Source organism: Streptomyces sp. WELS2 (assembly GCF_013870595.1).
Classification (GTDB): Bacteria; Actinomycetota; Actinomycetes; order Streptomycetales; family Streptomycetaceae; genus Streptomyces.
In genome coordinates this window covers 1-19,069 of sequence record NZ_JACBWZ010000045.1, presented here as the reverse complement: position 1 = coordinate 19,069, position 19,069 = coordinate 1, and the positions used below count along the sequence as shown (strand labels likewise).

At 69.9% G+C, this 19,069-nt stretch carries 15 protein-coding genes, 3 tRNA genes and 2 pseudogenes; 10 read left to right on the top strand and 10 right to left on the bottom strand.

Annotation, left to right across the window (positions count from 1 at the left end; translation table 11 throughout):
* Positions 1-966, bottom strand: a 966-nt coding sequence (locus H5J33_RS05115; protein WP_181793583.1) for an ABC transporter permease, incomplete at its 3' end; no start/stop codon positions are given.
* Between the two features lie 115 nt (positions 967-1,081).
* On the opposite strand from H5J33_RS05115, the gene hrpA reads away from it, so the two are divergent.
* From hrpA to H5J33_RS05100, 3 genes are all read left to right on the top strand, one after another.
* A complete protein-coding gene (gene hrpA / locus H5J33_RS05110; RefSeq protein ID WP_181793582.1) occupies positions 1,082-5,026 on the top strand; it encodes an ATP-dependent RNA helicase HrpA in 3,945 nt (1,314 codons plus the stop codon).
* Between the two features lie 93 nt (positions 5,027-5,119).
* Positions 5,120-5,194 (top strand) — tRNA-Asp (locus H5J33_RS05105).
* Positions 5,195-5,454: 260 nt separating this feature from the next.
* A complete protein-coding gene (locus H5J33_RS05100; RefSeq protein WP_181793581.1) occupies positions 5,455-5,646 on the top strand; it encodes a DUF6274 family protein in 192 nt (63 codons plus the stop codon).
* 461 nt (positions 5,647-6,107) lie between these two features.
* On the opposite strand, the gene bldC is transcribed toward H5J33_RS05100, so the two are convergent.
* Positions 6,108-6,314, bottom strand: a complete 207-nt coding sequence (gene bldC, locus H5J33_RS05095; RefSeq protein ID WP_003949541.1) for a developmental transcriptional regulator BldC — start codon at positions 6,312-6,314, stop codon at positions 6,108-6,110.
* Positions 6,315-6,833: 519 nt separating this feature from the next.
* A complete protein-coding gene (locus H5J33_RS05090; RefSeq protein ID WP_181793580.1) occupies positions 6,834-7,676 on the bottom strand; it encodes a hypothetical protein in 843 nt (280 codons plus the stop codon).
* 199 nt (positions 7,677-7,875) lie between these two features.
* Here H5J33_RS05090 and H5J33_RS05085 point away from each other — a divergent pair, with 199 nt between their 5' ends.
* On the top strand, positions 7,876-8,982 hold the full coding sequence (locus H5J33_RS05085; protein ID WP_181793579.1) for a Glu/Leu/Phe/Val dehydrogenase dimerization domain-containing protein: 1,107 nt from the start codon (positions 7,876-7,878) through the stop codon (positions 8,980-8,982).
* Positions 8,983-9,271: 289 nt separating this feature from the next.
* Positions 9,272-9,517, top strand: coding sequence for a DUF3073 domain-containing protein (locus H5J33_RS05080; RefSeq protein ID WP_181793578.1), 246 nt, complete (start codon positions 9,272-9,274; stop codon positions 9,515-9,517).
* A 120-nt stretch (positions 9,518-9,637) separates the two neighbouring features.
* Here H5J33_RS05080 and purM read toward each other — a convergent pair whose 3' ends face one another.
* The 4 genes from purM to H5J33_RS05060 form a co-directional block, all read right to left on the bottom strand.
* Complete coding sequence (purM, locus tag H5J33_RS05075) at positions 9,638-10,702, bottom strand: phosphoribosylformylglycinamidine cyclo-ligase (protein ID WP_181793577.1); 1,065 nt, start codon at positions 10,700-10,702, stop codon at positions 9,638-9,640.
* Between the two features lie 36 nt (positions 10,703-10,738).
* The gene (purF, locus tag H5J33_RS05070) at positions 10,739-12,268 is read right to left on the bottom strand and encodes an amidophosphoribosyltransferase (RefSeq protein ID WP_181793576.1); all 1,530 of its coding nucleotides are present in this window, start codon (positions 12,266-12,268) and stop codon (positions 10,739-10,741) included.
* Positions 12,269-12,471: 203 nt separating this feature from the next.
* A complete protein-coding gene (locus H5J33_RS05065; protein WP_181793575.1) occupies positions 12,472-12,921 on the bottom strand; it encodes an META domain-containing protein in 450 nt (149 codons plus the stop codon).
* A gap of 35 nt (positions 12,922-12,956) precedes the next feature.
* Positions 12,957-13,754 carry a maleylpyruvate isomerase family mycothiol-dependent enzyme gene (locus H5J33_RS05060; RefSeq protein ID WP_181793574.1) on the bottom strand — a complete coding sequence of 266 codons (798 nt, stop codon included), beginning with the start codon at positions 13,752-13,754 and terminating at the stop codon, positions 12,957-12,959.
* A gap of 118 nt (positions 13,755-13,872) precedes the next feature.
* Here H5J33_RS05060 and H5J33_RS05055 point away from each other — a divergent pair.
* Positions 13,873-14,173, top strand: a pseudogene (locus H5J33_RS05055) (hypothetical protein).
* 58 nt (positions 14,174-14,231) lie between these two features.
* On the opposite strand, the gene purL reads toward H5J33_RS05055, so the two are convergent.
* The 3 genes from purL to purS are packed head-to-tail and all read right to left on the bottom strand — an operon-like array spanning position 14,232 to position 17,427.
* Positions 14,232-16,490, bottom strand: a complete 2,259-nt coding sequence (purL, locus tag H5J33_RS05050) for a phosphoribosylformylglycinamidine synthase subunit PurL (protein WP_181793573.1) — start codon at positions 16,488-16,490, stop codon at positions 14,232-14,234.
* Positions 16,487-17,167, bottom strand: a complete 681-nt coding sequence (gene purQ, locus H5J33_RS05045; protein ID WP_181793572.1) for a phosphoribosylformylglycinamidine synthase subunit PurQ — start codon at positions 17,165-17,167, stop codon at positions 16,487-16,489. Before purQ ends, purL begins: the two co-directional genes overlap by 4 nt.
* Entirely contained in the window at positions 17,164-17,427 is a 264-nt protein-coding gene (gene purS, locus H5J33_RS05040) for a phosphoribosylformylglycinamidine synthase subunit PurS (protein WP_014673609.1), read from the bottom strand. The genes purQ and purS overlap by 4 nt, the downstream gene beginning before the upstream one ends.
* A gap of 311 nt (positions 17,428-17,738) precedes the next feature.
* Between purS and H5J33_RS05035 the strand changes: the two genes are divergently transcribed.
* From H5J33_RS05035 to H5J33_RS05020, 4 genes and pseudogenes are all read left to right on the top strand, one after another.
* Positions 17,739-18,056, top strand: coding sequence for an Lsr2 family protein (locus tag H5J33_RS05035; RefSeq protein WP_030619653.1), 318 nt, complete (start codon positions 17,739-17,741; stop codon positions 18,054-18,056).
* Positions 18,057-18,220: 164 nt separating this feature from the next.
* Positions 18,221-18,292, top strand: a tRNA-Gly gene (locus H5J33_RS05030).
* An 80-nt stretch (positions 18,293-18,372) separates the two neighbouring features.
* Positions 18,373-18,445, top strand: a tRNA-Gly gene (locus H5J33_RS05025).
* Positions 18,446-18,532: 87 nt separating this feature from the next.
* Positions 18,533-19,069 (top strand): annotated as a pseudogene (locus tag H5J33_RS05020) (ABC transporter ATP-binding protein); the annotation flags it as partial.

Sequence of the window (19,069 nt, the reverse complement as noted above, 5' to 3'; positions counted from 1 at the left end):
CAGGAACACCGCGCAGGAGACCGCCGCCCAGCCCGCCAGCACCAGGAACGGGAACGCGTGCTGGTGGCCCCGGAAGTACACGGCGGTGTGCTGGGCGTTCACCGAGGCGCCGGGCGGCAGCCAGCGGCCGATCGTGCCGAGCAGGGACGGCAGCAGCGGCCAGGAGACGGCACCGCCGGACGACGGGTTGCCCAGCAGCACCATCAGGCCCCAGGTGGGCAGCATGGCCCACCGGCCGAACAGGGTGTTGAACATCGTGAACACCATGCCGGAGGTGAACATCGTGTAGGCGAGGATGGCCCACGACTCGACGAACGGCAGCCGTACCGCGCCCAGCCACCAGTCGACCACCGCGGCGATCGTGAAGCCGCCCAGCACCGAGTAGGCGACGGTGTAGGCGATCCGTTCCAGCGGGTTCAGCTCCCGCGCGTGCACGCTGAGCTGGATGGCGCCGACGAAGCCGATGATCACGGCGGCCAGGGTGATGTAGAAGATGGCCAGTCCTCGCGGGTCGCCCGGCTGCAGCGGCTTGAGGTCACGGACCGCCACGGTGGTCCCGGTCGCCTTGCCGACCCGCTGCGCCGCCTGCCCGAGCACCTGGGCGACCGTCGCGCCGGATGCCCCGGACACGTCCAGGGTGATCGTCCGGCCGCCGGCGGGCGCGTCCAGCACCGCGAACACCCGCTGCTCGTCCACGGCCCGTACCGCCTCCTCCCGGCTGGCGTACGGGTGCAGCCGCATCGAGGCGTCCAGCGCCTCCTCCATGCCGTCGATGAACCGCCGGGCGGCCGGTTCGCCGTAGTGTCCGGTGACCGCCGTGGGGATGCCGCGCGGGGTCGGGTTGGCCATGGCGTACGTGTACGAACCGGCGAAGAGGCCGGCCGCGGCGGCGAGGATGAACACGAGGACCGTGGCGGGGAGGAAGGGGGACTCCCGGAATGCCGCCCAGCGTTGCGAATCGGGCATAACGGTTACTTTGGCATCCCGTCGTGGGAGGTGCCTCCCGATGACCCGGACCGCACAGCGCCCGCGGTGAAATCGTTCGCGTGTTTTTCGCCCCGGGTGAGATCCTGGATCGCGTATGTCTACGCATCCTGCCCCCGCCCTCGGCACCCTCGCCCCCCGTCTGACCGAGTTGTCGCTGCGCGACGCGCACCGGCTCGGGCGGCGGCTGGAGGGCGCGCGCAAGATCCGCAAGCCGGAGGCCCGCGCCGCCGTACTCGCCGAGATCGAGACCGAGATCGACCGCGCCGCACAGCGGATGGCCGAGCGCCGCGCGCGCGTGCCGGCCGTCACCTACCCCGAGCAGCTGCCGGTCAGCCAGAAGAAGGACGCGATCGCGGACGCCATCCGCGACCACCAGGTCGTGATCGTGGCCGGTGAGACCGGCTCCGGCAAGACCACGCAGATCCCCAAGATCTGCATGGAGCTGGGCCGGGGCGTGCGCGGCATGATCGGGCACACCCAGCCGCGCCGGATCGCCGCCCGGACGGTCGCCGAGCGGGTCGCGGAGGAGCTGAGGACCCCGCTCGGCGAGGCCGTCGGCTGGAAGGTCCGCTTCACCGACCAGGTGAACCCGGACGCCACCTTCATCAAGCTGATGACGGACGGCATCCTGCTCGCCGAGATCCAGACCGACCGCGAGCTGCGCGCCTACGACACGATCATCATCGACGAGGCCCACGAACGGTCCCTCAACATCGACTTCCTGCTGGGCTACCTGGCCCAGCTGCTGCCCAAGCGCCCGGACCTGAAGGTCGTCATCACCTCGGCGACCATCGACCCCGAGCGCTTCTCCCGGCACTTCGGCGACGCCCCGATCATCGAGGTGAGCGGGCGGACGTACCCGGTGGAGGTGCGCTACCGGCCGCTGCTGGAGGAGGAGTCCGAGGACGCCGACCGGGACCAGATCACCGCCATCACCGACGCCGTCGAGGAGCTGATGGCCGAGGGACCGGGCGACATCCTGGTCTTCCTCTCCGGCGAGCGGGAGATCCGGGACACGGCGGACGCGCTGGAGAAGAAGAAGTACAGGTTCACCGAGGTCCTGCCGCTGTACGCCCGGCTGTCCCACGCCGAACAGCACCGCGTCTTCCAGCAGCACACCGGGCGCAGGATCGTTCTCGCCACCAACGTCGCCGAGACCTCCCTCACCGTCCCGGGCATCAAGTACGTCATCGACCCCGGCTTCGCCCGCATCAGCCGCTACAGCCACCGCACCAAGGTCCAGCGGCTGCCCATCGAGCCGGTCAGCCAGGCCAGCGCCAACCAGCGCAAGGGCCGCTGCGGCCGTACGTCCGACGGCATCTGCATCCGGCTGTACTCCGAGGAGGACTTCCTCGCCCGCCCGGAGTTCACGGACGCGGAGATCCTGCGGACCAACCTCGCCTCCGTCATCCTCCAGATGACCGCGGCCGGTCTCGGCGACATCGAGAAGTTCCCCTTCATCGACCCGCCGGACCACCGCAACATCCGCGACGGTGTACAGCTGCTCCAGGAGCTCGGCGCGCTGGACCCGGCCCAGAAGGACCCCCGCAAGCGGCTCACGGACACCGGCCGCAAGCTGGCCCAGCTGCCGGTCGACCCCCGGCTGGCCCGGATGGTCCTGGAGGCGGACAAGAACGGCTGCGTCCGCGAGGTCATGGTGATCGCCGCCGCGCTGTCCATCCAGGACCCGCGTGAGCGCCCGGCGGACAAGCAGGCCCAGGCCGACCAGCAGCACGCCCGCTTCAAGGACGAGACCAGCGATTTCCTCGCCTATCTGAACCTGTGGCGTTACATCCGCGAACAGCAGAAGGAGCGCGGCTCCAGCTCCTTCCGCCGGATGTGCAAGCAGGAGTATCTGAACTTCCTGCGCATCCGCGAATGGCAGGACATCTACACGCAGCTGCGCACGGTCGCCAAGCAGATGGGCATCCACCTCGACGAGGACGACGCCCCGGCCGACCGGGTCCACGTCTCCCTCCTGGCCGGCCTGCTGTCCCACATCGGGATGAAGGACGTCAAGGACGGCAACAAGAACGAGTACCTGGGCGCCCGCAACGCCAAGTTCGCGATCTTCCCGGGCTCGGCGCTGTTCCGGAAGCAGCCCAGGTTCGTGATGTCCGCCGAGCTGGTGGAGACGTCCAGGCTCTGGGCCCGGGTCAACGCGAAGATCGAGCCCGAGTGGGTCGAACCCCTGGCCGGCCACCTGCTGAAGCGGACGTACAGCGAACCGCACTGGGAGAAGGACCAGGCGGCCGTGATGGCGTACGAGAAGGTCACGCTGTACGGCGTACCGATCGTCGCCCAGCGGAAGGTGAACTACGGCCGGATCGACCCCGAGGTCTCCCGCGAACTGTTCATCCGCAACGCGCTGGTGGAGGGCGACTGGCGCACGCACCACAAGTTCTTCGCCGACAACCGCAAGCTGCTCAGCGAGGTCGAGGAGCTGGAGCACCGCGCCCGGCGCCGGGACATCGTGGTCGACGACGACACACTCTTCGACTTCTACGACCAGCGGGTGCCCGAACACGTCGTGTCCGGCGCGCACTTCGACTCCTGGTGGAAGCGCAAGCGGCAGGAACAGCCCGACTTCCTGGACTTCGAGCGGGAGATGCTCATCCGGGAGTCGGCGGAGGCGGTCACCAAGGCCGACTACCCGGACACCTGGCGCCAGGGCAACCTGAAGTTCAAGGTCACCTACCAGTTCGAGCCGGGCGCGGACGCCGACGGCGTGACGGTGCACATCCCGCTCCAGGTGCTCAACCAGGTCACGGACGAGGGCTTCGACTGGCAGATCCCGGGCCTGCGCGAGGAGGTGGTGACGGAGCTGATCCGCTCGCTGCCCAAGCCGGTCCGCCGCAACTACGTACCGGCGCCGAACTACGCCAAGGCCTTCCTGGAGCGGGCGGTGCCCCTCCAGGAGCCGCTGACCGTCACCATGGCCCGCGAGCTGAAGCGGATGGTCGGCGTGCCCTTCGAGGCGGAGGACTTCGACTGGTCGAAGGTCCCCGACCATCTGAAGATCACGTTCCGGATCGTCGACGAGCGGCGCCGCAAGCTCGCCGAGGACAAGGACCTCGAGGCGCTGAAGCTCCGGCTGAAGCCGAAGGCGCGCAAGGCCCTGTCCCAGGCCGCCGCGGCGACCGCGTCCCGCGAGGGCGGCGAGTCCCTGGAGCGCAAGGGCCTCACCGACTGGACGATCGGCACCCTCGACCGCGTCTTCGAGACCCGCCGGGCCGGACAGCCGGTGCGGGCCTACCCGGCGCTGGTGGACGACGGCGACACGGTCTCGGTCCGGCTCTTCGACACCGAGGCGGAGCAGGCGGAGGCCATGTGGAAGGGCACCCGCCGGCTGATCCTGCGCAACATCCCGGTGAACCCGGCGAAGTTCGCGTCCGACAAGCTGACGAACCAGCAGAAGCTGGCCCTGTCCGCGAATCCGCACGGTTCCGTCCAGGCCCTGTTCGACGACTGCGCGATGGCCGCGGCGGACAAGCTGATCGCGGACTTCGGCGGTCCGGCGTGGGACGAGGAGTCGTACCGGAAGCTGTACGACAAGGTGCGCGCGGAGATCGTGGACACCACGGTCCGTACGGTCGCCCAGGTGCAGCAGGTGCTGGCCGCCTGGCAGGCCTGTGAACGGCGCCTGAAGGCCGTACGCAGCCCCGCGCTGCTCGCCAACCTGACGGACGTGCGCAAGCAGCTGGACGCCCTCGTGAAGCCCGGCTTCGTCACCTGGGCGGGTATACGGCGCCTGCCCGACCTGATGCGCTATCTGGTGGCCGCCGACCGGCGCCTGCAGCAGATGCCGACGAACGTGCAGCGGGACACCACGCGCATGGAGAAGGTGCACGAGATGCAGGACGAGTACGCCTGGCTGCTGGAACAGCTGCCCAAGGGCCGCCCGGTGCCGCAGCAGGTGCTGGACATCCGCTGGATGATCGAGGAGCTGCGGGTCAGCTATTTCGCCCACGCGCTGGGCACGGCGTACCCCGTCTCGGACAAGCGGATCGTGAAGGCGATCGACGCGGCGGCGCCGTAGCCACCCGGGCACGGAGGGTGAGTTCGACCGGAAGCCTCACCCTCCTGTACAGTCCTTCTCGCAGCGCAACGCACGAACAAGCGCCGCGAGCAAGGTCCTGTGGAGCAGTTTGGAGTGCTCGCCACCCTGTCAAGGTGGAGGCCGCGGGTTCAAATCCCGTCAGGACCGCAGTGAAAGAGTCCGAGGCCCGCTTCCCGCAAGGGACAGCGGGCCTCACTCGTATCCCGCGCCACCCCAGGGCGGAGGCCGCGCCCGCGGCGAAGCCGCGATCAGACACGGCAAATCCCGTCAGGACCGCGTGAAGAAGGGCCCCCGAGAGGGGGCCCTTTCGCTTTTGCCGTGTCGGCGCGCGGCCTTGACGGCGTCTCTCCGCGCCGGTACCCAGGGAGCAGGGCCCGTTCCTCCTGTGCGGCCCCCGGAGGTGGCGTATGGCGGCGTCGGTCAGGCACGAGACGCGGGCACTCCTGAGAGCCCACCTGTCGGCCGCCTCGTCCTACCGGCACCTCACCCGCCACTGTCCCGTCTGCCACCACCTGCTGCGGCTGGCGATGGCCGCCGGCCCGCGGGGCCGGGAGGGCGAGCGGGAGACCGCCGAGGGCGAGGGCCGCCGCCGCGCGTGACCCCGCCGGCCCCAACACCCGTACGGGCGTGGGACTCTGGACCCTCCGCTCCCCTTTAACCCATGCGGGCCACGGGCATCAAGCATCCCGTCGTGTGACGGGAGTCACCGCACGAGTTCGGGAAACAGGGGAACTTACCCCCTCCCTACAACGGGTCAATTTAATATGTGCAATTGCACTCGGCCCCGATCTCGCGCGCAGCCGTTCCGACAGGCCTCCCCAGAGTCCGACAAGGACGCGCACGGGCGCCGTCCCCGCCCCCGGCCCGCGCACAAAAAAGATCGCGCTGGACCCGGCGGAGTCCAGCGCGATCCACGACGCACCCTGTGCCGTATGCCTACGGCGTTCGCTTCGGCTTGGGCGTGGGCCCTGTTGGGGCAGGACCCGCGTCGCTTGGAGCTAGGGTTTCGGGCGCCCCGGACGGTTGGGGGACCGTCCGCCTTGCCCGGTTATGCGGTTGTTCAGGCCTCGCTGCGCTGCTGCGGGATGCCCGCCAGCAGCGCCCGGACCTCCGCCTCGCGGTAGCGGCGGTGTCCACCCAGCGTGCGGATGGACGTGAGCTTGCCGGCCTTCGCCCACCGCGTGACCGTCTTGGGGTCGACGCGGAACATGGTGGCGACCTCAGCGGGGGTCAGCAGCGGCTCGGCATCAGGGGTGCGAGCGGTCATGAGCGGCCTCCTCGGGAGAACCGAACCTTCTCGGTTCTTTCCTCTAAATTCTGCACCTTGACCCGCGTTGCCCGAAATGGCGGACGCGAGTCGAGTCGGTTATAGGACGAACGGCTTGTCCTCGGCACTACAACTACACCATCTGTCCAGCCGCGTCGGCCAAACCGATGGAATTGCCCTCCCAGGTGTTCATCAGCGACGGAAGCCGATGGACCATGCCATAGCGGACAGTCACTCCACTGTGACGATCAGTCACAGTGGCGTTCAGGAGTCACCGGACCCCCCAAAGCGTGCAATGCTGAGATTCCGGCCATAGTGGAGCATAGTTGGACGGACGGAGCCCTCCCCGGACTCCTTGTCCTATTTTGACACGAGGGATGGCATCCAGGGCAAGGGCCTTGTAAGTGCGGTCCATCACCCTTGGGACAAAAGTCCAGATCGAGTCCAACGTCCCGTCAGGTGGTCAAGCGAGGTAGAACGTACGTCTTCCGATGCCTGTTTGACTGTGACGCACGCCACTCAGTTCGCGGAACGCCGGTCCCTGACCGCCCGCCAGCGCTCCACCAGCCGCCCGTACGCCTCCCCGGCGGCCACCCCGTCACCCCGGCGCAGCGCCTCGATGCCGGCCGCCACGTCCGCCGCCGAGTGGTCGTCCTCCAGCTCGCCCGCGGGCAGCACGTGCACCAGCCCGCCGTAGTCCAGCTCCACCAGCGAGCGCGGGTGGAACTCCTCCAGCCAGCGGCCGACGTCCACCACTCCGTCGACCAGCGGCCCCTCCTCCACGGTGTCCCGCAGGGTGCGCAGGGCCCGCGCCACCCGGCGCCGGGCCTGCACCATCGGCGTGCGGTAGCGCAGCACCGGGGGAACCTCGGCGGTCCCCTTGTCGTACCGCCGCTCCTCGTCCGAGACCAGCACGAACCAGTTCAGCGGCACCTGCCAGGTCGCCGTGCGGATCCACGGGCGCGCGTCGGGGTTGCGGGCGAGCCAGCGCTCGTAGTCCTGGGCCGCCTGCCTGCGCACGACCGGCGGCAGCACCGCGTCGAGCACCGGCGGGGGCAGCTCCTCCGCGAGCCCGTCCAGGGCCTGCCAGCCGCGCAGCCGGGTCCGCCAGGGGCACACGCAGACGACCCCGTCGACCTCCAGCACGAAGGCGTCACCGCTCTCGTGCACCGGCACCGCGATCGGCGGGGTGGCCACCAAGTCGGCCAGGGAGCGGCGCAGTTCGTCCTGATAGGAGGGACGGTCGGGGCGGCGGGCGTAGCGCGTCCAGTGGCCGCGCTCCGGCTCCGGGAAGGCGCCCAGCGGCTCGTACACACGCAGGTACGCGGCATAGGGGACGACCACGGAGGACACCTTGGGCACGCCTGCTCCCTCCCCATCGGGTCCGGCTCGAAACCACTGCAAATCGTGCCACGGACATGCGTGCGCGGCGGGCCCGGGAGAGTGATCCTGAACACTGAGCGGATGGTGACGGGGCCGAGGCTCTACGCTCATGCCACGGCTCCCCGCCACCCGTACGGGGACCGACCCCACTCGCCGCTAGTACACAGGAGTCACCACAGTGACCGACGTAACCGGCGCGCCTGCCGATGTCCTGCACACCCTGTTCCACTCCGACCAGGGCGGCCATGAGCAGGTCGTGCTCTGCCAGGACCGCGCCAGCGGCCTCAAGGCCGTGATCGCCATCCACTCCACCGCCCTGGGCCCCGCCCTCGGCGGCACGCGCTTCTACCCGTACGCCACCGAGGCCGAGGCCGTCGCCGACGCCCTGAACCTCGCGCGCGGGATGTCGTACAAGAACGCCATGGCCGGTCTGGACCACGGCGGCGGCAAGGCCGTGATCATCGGTGACCCGGAGCGGGACAAGACCGAGGACCTGCTGCGCGCCTACGGGCGCATGGTCGCCTCCCTCGGCGGGCGCTACGTCACCGCCTGCGACGTCGGCACCTACGTCGCGGACATGGACGTCGTGGCCCGCGAGTGCCGCTGGACCACCGGCCGCTCCCCCGAGAACGGCGGGGCCGGCGACTCCTCGGTGCTCACCGCCTTCGGTGTCTACCAGGGCATGCGCGCCTCGGCACAGCACCTGTGGGGCGACCCCTCGCTGCGCGGCCGCAAGGTCGGCATCGCCGGCGTCGGCAAGGTCGGCCACCACCTGGTGCGCCACCTGCGCGACGAGGGCGCCGAGGTCGTGATCACCGACGTGCGCGCCGACGCCGTCCGGCGGATCCTCGACCAGCACCCCGAGGGCGTGACGGCGGTCGCCGACACCGAGGCGCTGATCCGGGTCGAGGGCCTCGACGTCTACGCGCCCTGCGCGCTCGGCGGCGCCCTGAACGACCTCACCGTGCCGGTGCTCACCGCCGAGGTGGTGTGCGGCGCGGCCAACAACCAGCTCGCCCACCCGGGCGTGGAGAAGGACCTCGCCGACCGCGGGATCCTCTACGCGCCGGACTACGTGGTGAACGCCGGCGGGGTCATCCAGGTGGCCGACGAACTGCACGGGTTCGACTTCGACCGGTGCAAGGCGAAGGCGTCGAAGATCTTCGACACCACGCTGGCCATATTTGCACGTGCGAAGGAAGACGGGATTCCGCCGGCCGCGGCGGCCGACCGGATCGCCGAGCAGCGGATGGCCGACGCCCGCGCGGACCGCACCGCGCGCTAGCGTTTCGCACAAATGAGCGGTACCCGTCGGCGGGAACTTCGAGAGAACTCTCACTTCCCCCGGCGGGTCGTTCCCCGATAAGTGGTTAAAATCGCCACTGACCAGCGAGGACGGGGCGCCTCGAAGGTCCTGGGCAGACGCGCGTGCTGCGGGCGACGTACCGTATGGGCGCGGGCTCAGGTACCGTGGAAGCCCTACGGACCGGCCTCTCCATGGAGAGTCCGTTCCAGATCATGAACGCGTGTCAGACTCTGGGGCCGTCGAGCCCCGTCGTTGAGGGGGTCGAGCCATGGGGCGCGGCCGGGCCAAGGCCAAGCAGACGAAGGTCGCCCGCCAGCTGAAGTACAACAGCGGTGGGACGGACCTCTCACGCCTGGCCGAGGAGCTGGGCGCATCGACGTCGAACCAGTCGCCGAACGGCGACCGTTTCGAGGACGATGAGCACGACGACGACCTGTATGCAAAGTACGCCGACCTCTATGAGGACGACGACGACGAGGACGACAGTCCTCAGCAGCACCGTCGCGGCGCGTAACGCTTGCAGCGGGCTTCACCGCACTTTCCCGGTCCGGGGCCGTAGCACCGGACCGGGTTTTGTGCTGCCGTCAGCCGGCTTCGCACTGCCGACGCGGGGCCGGGGCCCCGCGTTCCGGTCTTACACGTAGTCGCCGACCAGTTCGGCGCCCGTCGTCTTCTCGCCGCGCTCGGTGATCTCGCCGGCCACCCAGGCGTCGACCCCGCGGTCGGCCAGGGTCGCGAGGGCCACCTCGGCCGACTCCTGCGGGACGATCGCCATCATGCCGACGCCCATGTTGAGGGTCTTCTCCAGCTCCAGGCGCTCGACGCTGCCGGTCTTCCCGACCAGGTCGAAGATCGCGCCCGGGGTCCAGGTGGAGCGGTCGACCACCGCGTGCAGACCGTCCGGGATCACCCGGGCCAGGTTCGCCGCGAGCCCGCCGCCGGTGATGTGGCTGAAGGCGTGCACCTCGGCGGTGCGGGTGAGGGCCAGGCAGTCCAGCGAGTAGATCTTCGTCGGCTCCAGCAGCTCCTCGCCGAGGCTGCGGCCCAGCTCCGCGATCTCCGCCTCCAGGGACAGCCCGGCGCGTTCCAGCAGGACGTGACGGACCAGGGAGTACCCGTTCGAGTGAAGCCCGGAGGACGCCATGGCGATCACCGCGTCGCCCGTGCGGATGCGATCGGCGCCCAGCAGCCGGTCGGCCTCCACGACGCCCGTACCGGCCCCGGCGACGTCGAAGTCGTCCTCGCCCAGCAGACCCGGGTGTTCGGCCGTCTCACCGCCCACCAGGGCGCAGCCGGCCAGCACACAGCCCTCCGCGATGCCCTTGACGATGGCCGCGACCCGCTCGGGGTGGACCTTGCCGACGCAGATGTAGTCGGTCATGAACAGCGGCTCGGCGCCGCACACCACGATGTCGTCCATGACCATGGCGACCAGGTCGTGGCCGATGGTGTCGTAGACGCCCATGCGGCGGGCGATGTCGACCTTCGTGCCGACGCCGTCCGTGGCGGAGGCCAGCAGGGGGCGTTCGTAGCGCTTGAGGGCGGAGGCGTCGAAGAGCCCGGCGAAGCCGCCGAGACCACCCAGCACCTCGGGGCGCCGGGTCTTCTTCACCCACTCCTTCATGAGCTCGACGGCGCGGTCGCCCGCCTCGATGTCGACGCCCGCCGCTGCGTAGCTGGCACCAGTTGTCTCAGACATGGCTGTGAGAGCTTTCGTGTCGTACTGCGGGGGGTGTTACGGGCGGCGGATCGCGTCGGCCGCGGCCGTGGCGGCGGGACCGGCGGCCAGCTCGGTCTCCAGCAGCTGCTTGCCGAGCAGCTCGGGGTCCGGCAGCTCCATCGGGTACTCGCCGTCGAAGCAGGCGCGGCACAGGTTCGGCTTGGCGATCGTGGTCGCCTCGATCATGCCGTCGAGGGAGATGTAGGCGAGGGAGTCGGCGCCGAGGCTGGTGCCGATCTCGTCGATGCTCATGCCGTTGGCGATCAGCTCCGCGCGAGTGGCGAAGTCGATGCCGAAGAAGCAGGGCCACTTCACGGGCGGCGAGGAGATCCGGATGTGCACCTCGGCGGCGCCCGCCTCGCGGAGCATGCGGACCAGGGCGCGCTGGGTGTTGCCGCGCACGATCGAGTCGTCCACGACGACCAGGCGCTTGCCCTTGATGACTTCCTTCAGCGGGTTCAGCTTCAGCCGGATGCCCAGCTGGCGGATGGTCTGCGAGGGCTGGATGAAGGTCCGGCCGACGTAGGCGTTCTTGACCAGGCCGGCGCCGAAGGGGATGCCGGAGGCCTCCGCGTAGCCGATGGCGGCCGGGGTGCCCGATTCCGGGGTCGCTATGACCAGGTCGGCCTCGACCGGGGCCTCCTTGGCCAGCCGGCGGCCCATCTCCACACGGGAGAGGTACACGTTGCGCCCGGCGATGTCGGTGTCCGGGCGGGCCAGGTACACGTACTCGAAGACACAGCCCTTGGGCTTCGCTTCCGCGAATCGGGAGCTGCGCAGACCGTTCTCGTCGATGGCGACGAACTCGCCCGGCTCGATCTCGCGCACGAAGCTGGCACCGGTGATGTCCAGGGCGGCGGTCTCGGAGGCGACCACCCAGCCGCGCTCCAGGCGGCCGAGGACCAGCGGGCGGATGCCCTGCGGGTCACGGGCGGCGTAGAGGGTGTGCTCGTCCATGAAGACGAGCGAGAAGGCACCGCGCGTCTTCGGGAGCACCGCGTGGGCGGCCTCCTCGACGGTGAGCGGCTTGCCGTCCTCGTCGACCTGGGCGGCCAGCAGGGCCGTCAGCAGGTCGGTGTCGTTGGTCGCCGCGACCCGGGTGGAGCGGCTGTTGTTGTCGTTGGGCAGGGCGGCGACCATCTCGGCGAGCTGCGCCGTGTTGACCAGGTTGCCGTTGTGGCCGAGCGCGATGGAACCGTGCGCGGTGGCGCGGAACGTCGGCTGGGCGTTCTCCCACACGGAGGCACCGGTGGTCGAGTAGCGGGCGTGACCGACCGCGATGTGACCCTGGAGCGAACCGAGCGAGGTTTCGTCGAAGACCTGGGAGACCAGGCCCATGTCCTTGAAGACGAGGATCTGGGAGCCGTTGCTGACCGCGATTCCCGCGGATTCCTGACCCCGGTGCTGGAGGGCGTAGAGCCCGAAGTACGTGAGCTTTGCGACCTCTTCACCGGGAGCCCAGACGCCGAAGACGCCGCAAGCGTCCTGGGGGCCTTTTTCGCCGGGAAGCAGATCGTGATTGAGTCGACCGTCACCACGTGGCACGCCACCGAGTGTAGGCGAGGTCGTCCACTGGTCCGAATTGGGGATACGTGCCCTCGACCGGCCGGGTCACCCCGATCACCTTGGTGGTTTTCGCGTTTTCGCAGGTCACTGGGCATTTACCGACGAGCCGGCGGGATTCCGGGTCCGGTCGCTGTCAGGTGATTCCTAACGATTCGCCGCCGCGATGAGTGAGGTGTCGCACATCATTCGGGAGCACCGCGGGTGAGGTGCACGCGGTCGCCGTGACCGGTGGTGAGGACGAGCCTGCCGTGCTCGGCCGCGCCGGTGAGCGTCTGGCCGTCGAGCGCCCTGGCGAGCGCCCGCTCGAAGCTCATCCGGTCCGGGGAACAGGCCATCTTGGTGGTGCGCAGCGCCCCGAAGGTGACGCGGTCCCCGTGCACGCCGGCACGGGCGCTGAACCGGTTGCAGCCGAGGTTCCCGGCCGCGCTGCCGTCGGTACCGATCCGCAGGTGCGGGGAGCCGGCGGCGGGAGCGGGCAGGTCCTCACCGCCGACGGTGACCCGTTCGACCCGCCACTCCACCCCGGTCACCGGTTCGCTCGCGCCCATGGCACCACTGTCCGCCTTCCCGGCGGCACAGGCCACCACCAGGGGGATCGCCGCCGCACCGAGCCACTGCTTGTGCCGTTTCATACCGTTTCGACGCACCCGGGGGGCCGCCGGTTCCGCTATCCGAGCAGCGGCAGCAGTCCCCCGAGGTCGGCCCGTTCCCCGCTGGCACCGACCTGTGCCCCGGCCACGGCGTCCGCCCAGGACAGGCGGCCGGTGGCGAGCCGGACCCAGGTCAGCGGGTCGGTCTCCACGACGTTGGGCGGGGTGCCGCGGGTGTGCCGGGGCCCTTCCACGCACTGCACGACGGCGTACGGCGGCACGCGCACCTCGGTGGAGCCGCCGGGCGCCTTCACGGCCAGCGCGTCGGCGAGCAGCCGGGTGGCGGTGGCCAGCGCCTGCCGGTCGTACGGCACGGCGAGGTCCGGGACGGCGGCGTTCAGATCGTCGGTGTGGACGACGAGTTCGACGGTCCGGGTGACGAGGTAGTCGTCCAGCGGCATGGCTCCCACGCTGGTCTCCAGCAGCCGGCCGGCGGGGTGCTCGGCCAGCAGGGCGCGCAGGCCGTCCTCGGCCTCGGCGAGGTAGGCGTCGAGATCGGGGCGCTCCACGGCGAGTCGGCGCGTGAAGTCGTCGATGGCGGCGGAGTTGCCGGCCGTGGCGAAGGTCCAGTCGGTCAACCGGACGTCCTGCTTCGGCGGCGCCGGCCGGGCGGCGCCCCGCAGCACGGCGGTGACGGCCATGCCGATGTGCGCGACCAGCTCCCGCACGGTCCACTCCCCGAGCCTGGTGGGCAGCCCGAGCCGCTCCTCGTCCAGCCCCCGCATGGCCTCCCGCACATTGCCGAGCTGGGCGAACACGGCGGCCCGGGTCTTGGCGGGGTCGTAACTACGCAGACGCTTCCTGGCTGTTGGCATGAGCCGAGCCTATGCGGGTCTCTGCCGTCGATCACTCGTGCGGATGGTCGGTGTCGGGACCCGCCTCGGCGACGCCGGGACCGGACAACACTGGCCTGCGCCTGGAAGGGGGTGCAACATGACGGTTATGGCCGAGCGCACGTCTCAGATGTCGGTGCGGGAGTTCGAAGCGATCGCCTCCGCCGCTCCCGAGACCGTCACGTTGGAGTTCGTCAACGGACGGATCGGGGTCAAGAAGGTGGCCGCTCTACCTCCTGATCGACCGGGACTCCCGCACGCTCACCGTGCACAGCGGGCCGGACCGGCAGATCGGTGGCTACCGCGACGTCCACACCGCGAAGGTCGGCGAGAAGGTGGCCCTGCCCGGCCCGATGGGCATCGAGCTGGACACCGAGATTCTGAAGAACTACGTGCGCTGAGCCAAGGGTCCCGCTCGGACGCGCTGGTCCGGGCGGGACCCGTTCGGCATACGGCCGCTTACGCCAGCAGCGCCGGGATCGTCTCCTCGTGGGCCTTGCGGAGTTCCTCGAGGGTGAGGGAGAACTCGCCCTGGATCTCCACCGAGTCACCGTCCACCACGCCGATGCGGGTGGCCGGCAGGCCCCGCGCGCCGCACATGTCGGTGAAGCGGATCTCCTCCGAGCGCGGGACGGCGACGATGGCGCGGCCGGCCGACTCCGACAGGAGGAAGGTGAAGGCGTCCAGGCCGTCGGGGACGACCAGGCGGGCGCCGATGCCGCCGAGCAGCGCGGACTCCACGACCGCCTGGATCAGACCGCCGTCGGACAGGTCGTGCGCGGAGTCGATCATGCCGTCGCGGGAGGCGGAGATCAGGATCTCGGCCAGCAGCCGCTCCCGCTCCAGGTCCACCGCCGGGGGCAGACCGCCGAGGTGGTCGTGGATCACCTGGGACCAGGCCGAGCCGCCGAACTCCTCGCGGGTGTCGCCCAGGAGGTAGATCAGCTGGCCCTCCTCCTGGAAGGCGACCGGGGTGCGGCGGGCCACGTCGTCGATCACGCCGAGGACGGCCACGACCGGGGTCGGGTGGATCGCCGCCTCGCCCGTCTGGTTGTAGAGCGAGACGTTGCCGCCGGTCACGGGCGTGCCGAGCTGCTGACAGCCGTCGGCGAGACCGCGCACGGCCTCCGCGAACTGCCACATCACCGCGGGGTCCTCGGGCGAGCCGAAGTTCAGGCAGTCGGAGACGGCCAGCGGCTTGGCACCCGTGGTGGCCACGTTCCGGTAGGCCTCGGCGAGGGCCAGCTGCGCGCCCGTGTACGGGTCGAGCTTGGCGTACCGGCCGTTGCCGTCCGTGGCGATCGCGACGCCGAGGCCGGTCTCCTCGTCGACGCGGATCATGCCGGAGTCCTCGGGCTGGGCGAGGACGGTGTTGCCCTGCACGAAGTGGTCGTACTGGGACGTGATCCACTTCTTGGAGGCCTGGTTCGGGGACGCCACCAGCTTCAGGACCTGGTCCTTCAGCTCCTCGCTCGTCTCCGGGCGGGCCAGCTTGTTCGCGTCGTCCGCCTGGAGGGCGTCCTGCCAGTCGGGGCGGGCGTACGGGCGCTCGTAGACCGGGCCGTCGTGCGCGACCGTGCGCGGGTCGACGTCCACGATCTTCTCGCCGTGCCAGAAGATCTCCAGCCGGTCGCCGTCGGTCACCTCACCGATGACGGTGGCGATGACGTCCCACTTCTCGCAGATCCGGAGGAAGCGGTCGACCTTCTCCGGCTCCACGACCGCGCACATGCGCTCCTGCGACTCGCTCATGAGGATTTCCTCGGGAGACAGGGTCGAGTCGCGCAGCGGTACGTCGTCCAGCGTCACGCGCATGCCGCCGGAGCCGTTGGACGCCAGCTCGCTCGTCGCGCAGGACAGGCCGGCCGCGCCGAGGTCCTGGATGCCGACGACCAGCTTCTCCTTGAACGCCTCCAGGGTGCACTCGATGAGGAGCTTCTCCTGGAAGGGGTCGCCGACCTGGACGGCGGGGCGCTTGGAGGGCTTGGCGTCGTCGAAGGTCTCGGAGGCCAGGATCGACGCGCCGCCGATGCCGTCGCCGCCGGTCCGGGCGCCGTAGAGGATGACCTTGTTGCCCGCGCCGGAGGCCTTGGCGAGGTGGATGTCCTCGTGCCGCATCACACCGATGGCACCGGCGTTGACCAGCGGGTTGCCCTGGTAGCAGGCGTCGAAGACGACCTCGCCGCCGATGTTGGGAAGGCCCAGGCAGTTGCCGTAGCCGCCGATGCCCGCGACCACGCCCGGCAGGACGCGCTTGGTGTCGGGGTGGTCGGCGGCGCCGAAGCGCAGCGGGTCCACGACCGCGACCGGGCGGGCGCCCATCGCGATGATGTCGCGGACGATGCCGCCGACACCGGTGGCCGCGCCCTGGTAGGGCTCGACGTACGAGGGGTGGTTGTGCGACTCGACCTTGAAGGTCACGGCGTAGCCCTGGCCGACGTCGACCACGCCCGCGTTCTCGCCGATGCCGACGAGCAGCGCGTCGCTCCGCGGCGCCTTCTCGCCGAACTGGCGCAGGTGGACCTTGGAGGACTTGTACGAGCAGTGCTCGGACCACATGACCGAGTACATGGCGAGTTCGGCGCCGGTCGGGCGGCGGCCGAGGATCTCCACCACCCGCTCGTACTCGTCCTTCTTCAGGCCGAGTTCGGCCCAGGGCAGCTCGACGTCGGGGGTCGCGGCCGCGTGCTCGACCGTGTCCAGAGGCGTCCGGCTCATGCGTTGACCAGCTTCTTGAGGATCGAGGTGAAGAACGGGAGCCCGTCGGTACGGCCGGTACCGATCAGCGGCTCGACGGCGTGCTCGGGGTGCGGCATGAGGCCGACGACGTTCCCGGCCTCGTTGGTGATGCCGGCGATGTCCCGCAGCGAGCCGTTCGGATTGAAGTCCAGGTAACGGAAGACGACCCGGCCCTCCGCCTCCAGCTTGTCGAGCGTGTACTCGTCGGCGACGTACCGGCCGTCCATGTTCTTCAGCGGGATGTGGATCTCCTGTCCGGCGCGGTAGTCGCCGGTCCAGGCCGTCTCCGCGTTCTCCACCCGCAGCTTCTGGTCGCGGCAGATGAAGTGGAGGTGGTCGTTGCCGAGCATCGCGCCCGGGAGGAGGTGGGCCTCGGTGAGGACCTGGAAGCCGTTGCAGATGCCGAGGACCGGCAGCCCGGCCTTCGCCTGCTCGATCACGGTGTCCATCACCGGCGAGAACCGGGAGATGGCCCCGGCCCGCAGGTAGTCGCCGTAGGAGAAGCCGCCGGGCAGGACCACGGCGTCGACCTGCTTGAGGTCCTTGTCCTTGTGCCACAGGGCGACCGGTTCGGCGCCCGCGAGGCGGATCGCGCGCTGGGTGTCCCGGTCGTCCAGGCTGCCCGGGAAAGTGACGACGCCAATACGAGCGGTCACTTGGCCGCCTCCGCGACTTCGTCGACCCGGACCGTGAAGTCCTCGATCACGGTGTTGGCGAGGAAGGATTCCGCAAGATCGCGGATGCGGGCGAGGGCGGCCTCGTCGACCGGCCCGTCAACTTCCAGTTCGAAACGCTTTCCCTGACGTACGTCCGAGATCCCTTCGAATCCCAGGCGGGGCAGCGCACGCTGGACCGCCTGGCCCTGGGGGTCGAGGATCTCCGGCTTGAGCATGACGTCGACTACGACGCGTGCCACTGGCACTCCCGGTGTGTGGTGCTGAGCAGGTCCCTTCAGACTACCCGCACAAAATTTCTACGCGGGTAGAGTTGGAGGAAAGTACGTGAGGCGCATCACGATCGGGTGTCGAAGCCGTGCACCCGCGAAAAGTTCTGGGAAAGTTCCACAGTCCGCCCGCCCGCCCCTATTGCGCCCGGACACGCGGACGGATTTAGTCGGGCTTCACATTTCATTGCCGGGCACTGTACAAATGAATTGGCAATAGCCGATACTCGGCACGTCATCGGCGTTGAGCTGTAACGACGTGCCGCACGAAGGGACCGATATTCGTGGCGCAAAAGGTCGTGGTCACTCTCTTTGACGACATCGACGGCTCGGAAGCGGCGGAAACGATCGCCTTCGGACTCGACGGCAAGTCGTATGAGATCGACCTGAACGAAACCAACGCCAAGAAACTGCGCAAGGCGCTCGCGCCCTACGTCGAGGCCGGCCGCAAGCGGTCGCGGTCCGGCAAGGCGTACAAGCAGACGGAGGTCGCCCCCGACCCGGCGGCCGTCCGCGCCTGGGCCCAGGCCAACAAGATGGACGTCCCGGCCCGGGGACGCATCCCGAAGAAGGTCTACGAGGCGTTCACCGCCGCGCAGTGAGCCCGCGAAGGGGTGGCACCCAGGGTCCGTCAGCGGGCCCTGGGAGCCGTGCACTTGGGACATACGGGACCGGGAGGGAGCCGACTTGCGCTACCCCCCCGATGATCGGCTAATGTCTGGGACACGCCGAGGGGCGAGGCCGACAGGCCGGATCCCGAGGACACGCGGGTGTAGTTCAGTAGCAGAACATCCCCCTTCCAGGGGGAAGGCGCAGTGTGCGATTCCTGTCACCCGCTCTGCACCGCCGACACGACCACCGTGGTGGATCAGGTAGGCTGGTGCTCGCACCGCTCGGTGAGAGCCGATCGGGAGCAATGCGGACGTAGCTCAGTTGGTAGAGCGCAACCTTGCCAAGGTTGAGGTCGCGAGTTCGAGCCTCGTCGTCCGCTCGGGAATGAGACCCCGGTCCACTGGACCGGGGTCTTTTCGTGCTCCGGTCCGGTGCTGACATTTGTCGTGCGCGGCGGTGACGTCGAATCAGCTTCTCCGTGGCGCGCGGGGAGATCTTCGCCCGCTGGGCACCAACGGCGCCGGAAAGACCTCGACGGCCGAACTGCCGGAGGGGCTCGCCGCACCGGCGAGATGCTCCAGGAAGGCGGCTCCCCGGCCGAACCGGCCGTCGCGGAGACCGCCCGGATGTGGGCCGGCTGCACCACCGGGACCCGGCCGGAGGCCGGGGTGCAGGCCTGGACCGGGCTCCGACCACCGGTCCCGACGCCGGGGGCCGCCGGGACACCTGGGCGCTGGTAACGCGAACTGCGCGACCAGGACACCACCGTGCCGCTCACCACGCACTGCCTCCGGGAGACCGAGGACCTGGCCGACCGGCTCGCCGTCCTGCACGAGTCCCGGACCGCCGCCTCGGGCACACCCGCCGAGGTCACCGCCCGCCGCCGCTCCCGGATGTCCTTCGAACTGCCCCGGCCACCTCCCCGGCGATTGCCGCCGCTCGCCGCCCTCGGCGTCCGCGACCACGAGGCCGAGGTGCGGTCCGCGCTCGGCTGCGTGGTGCG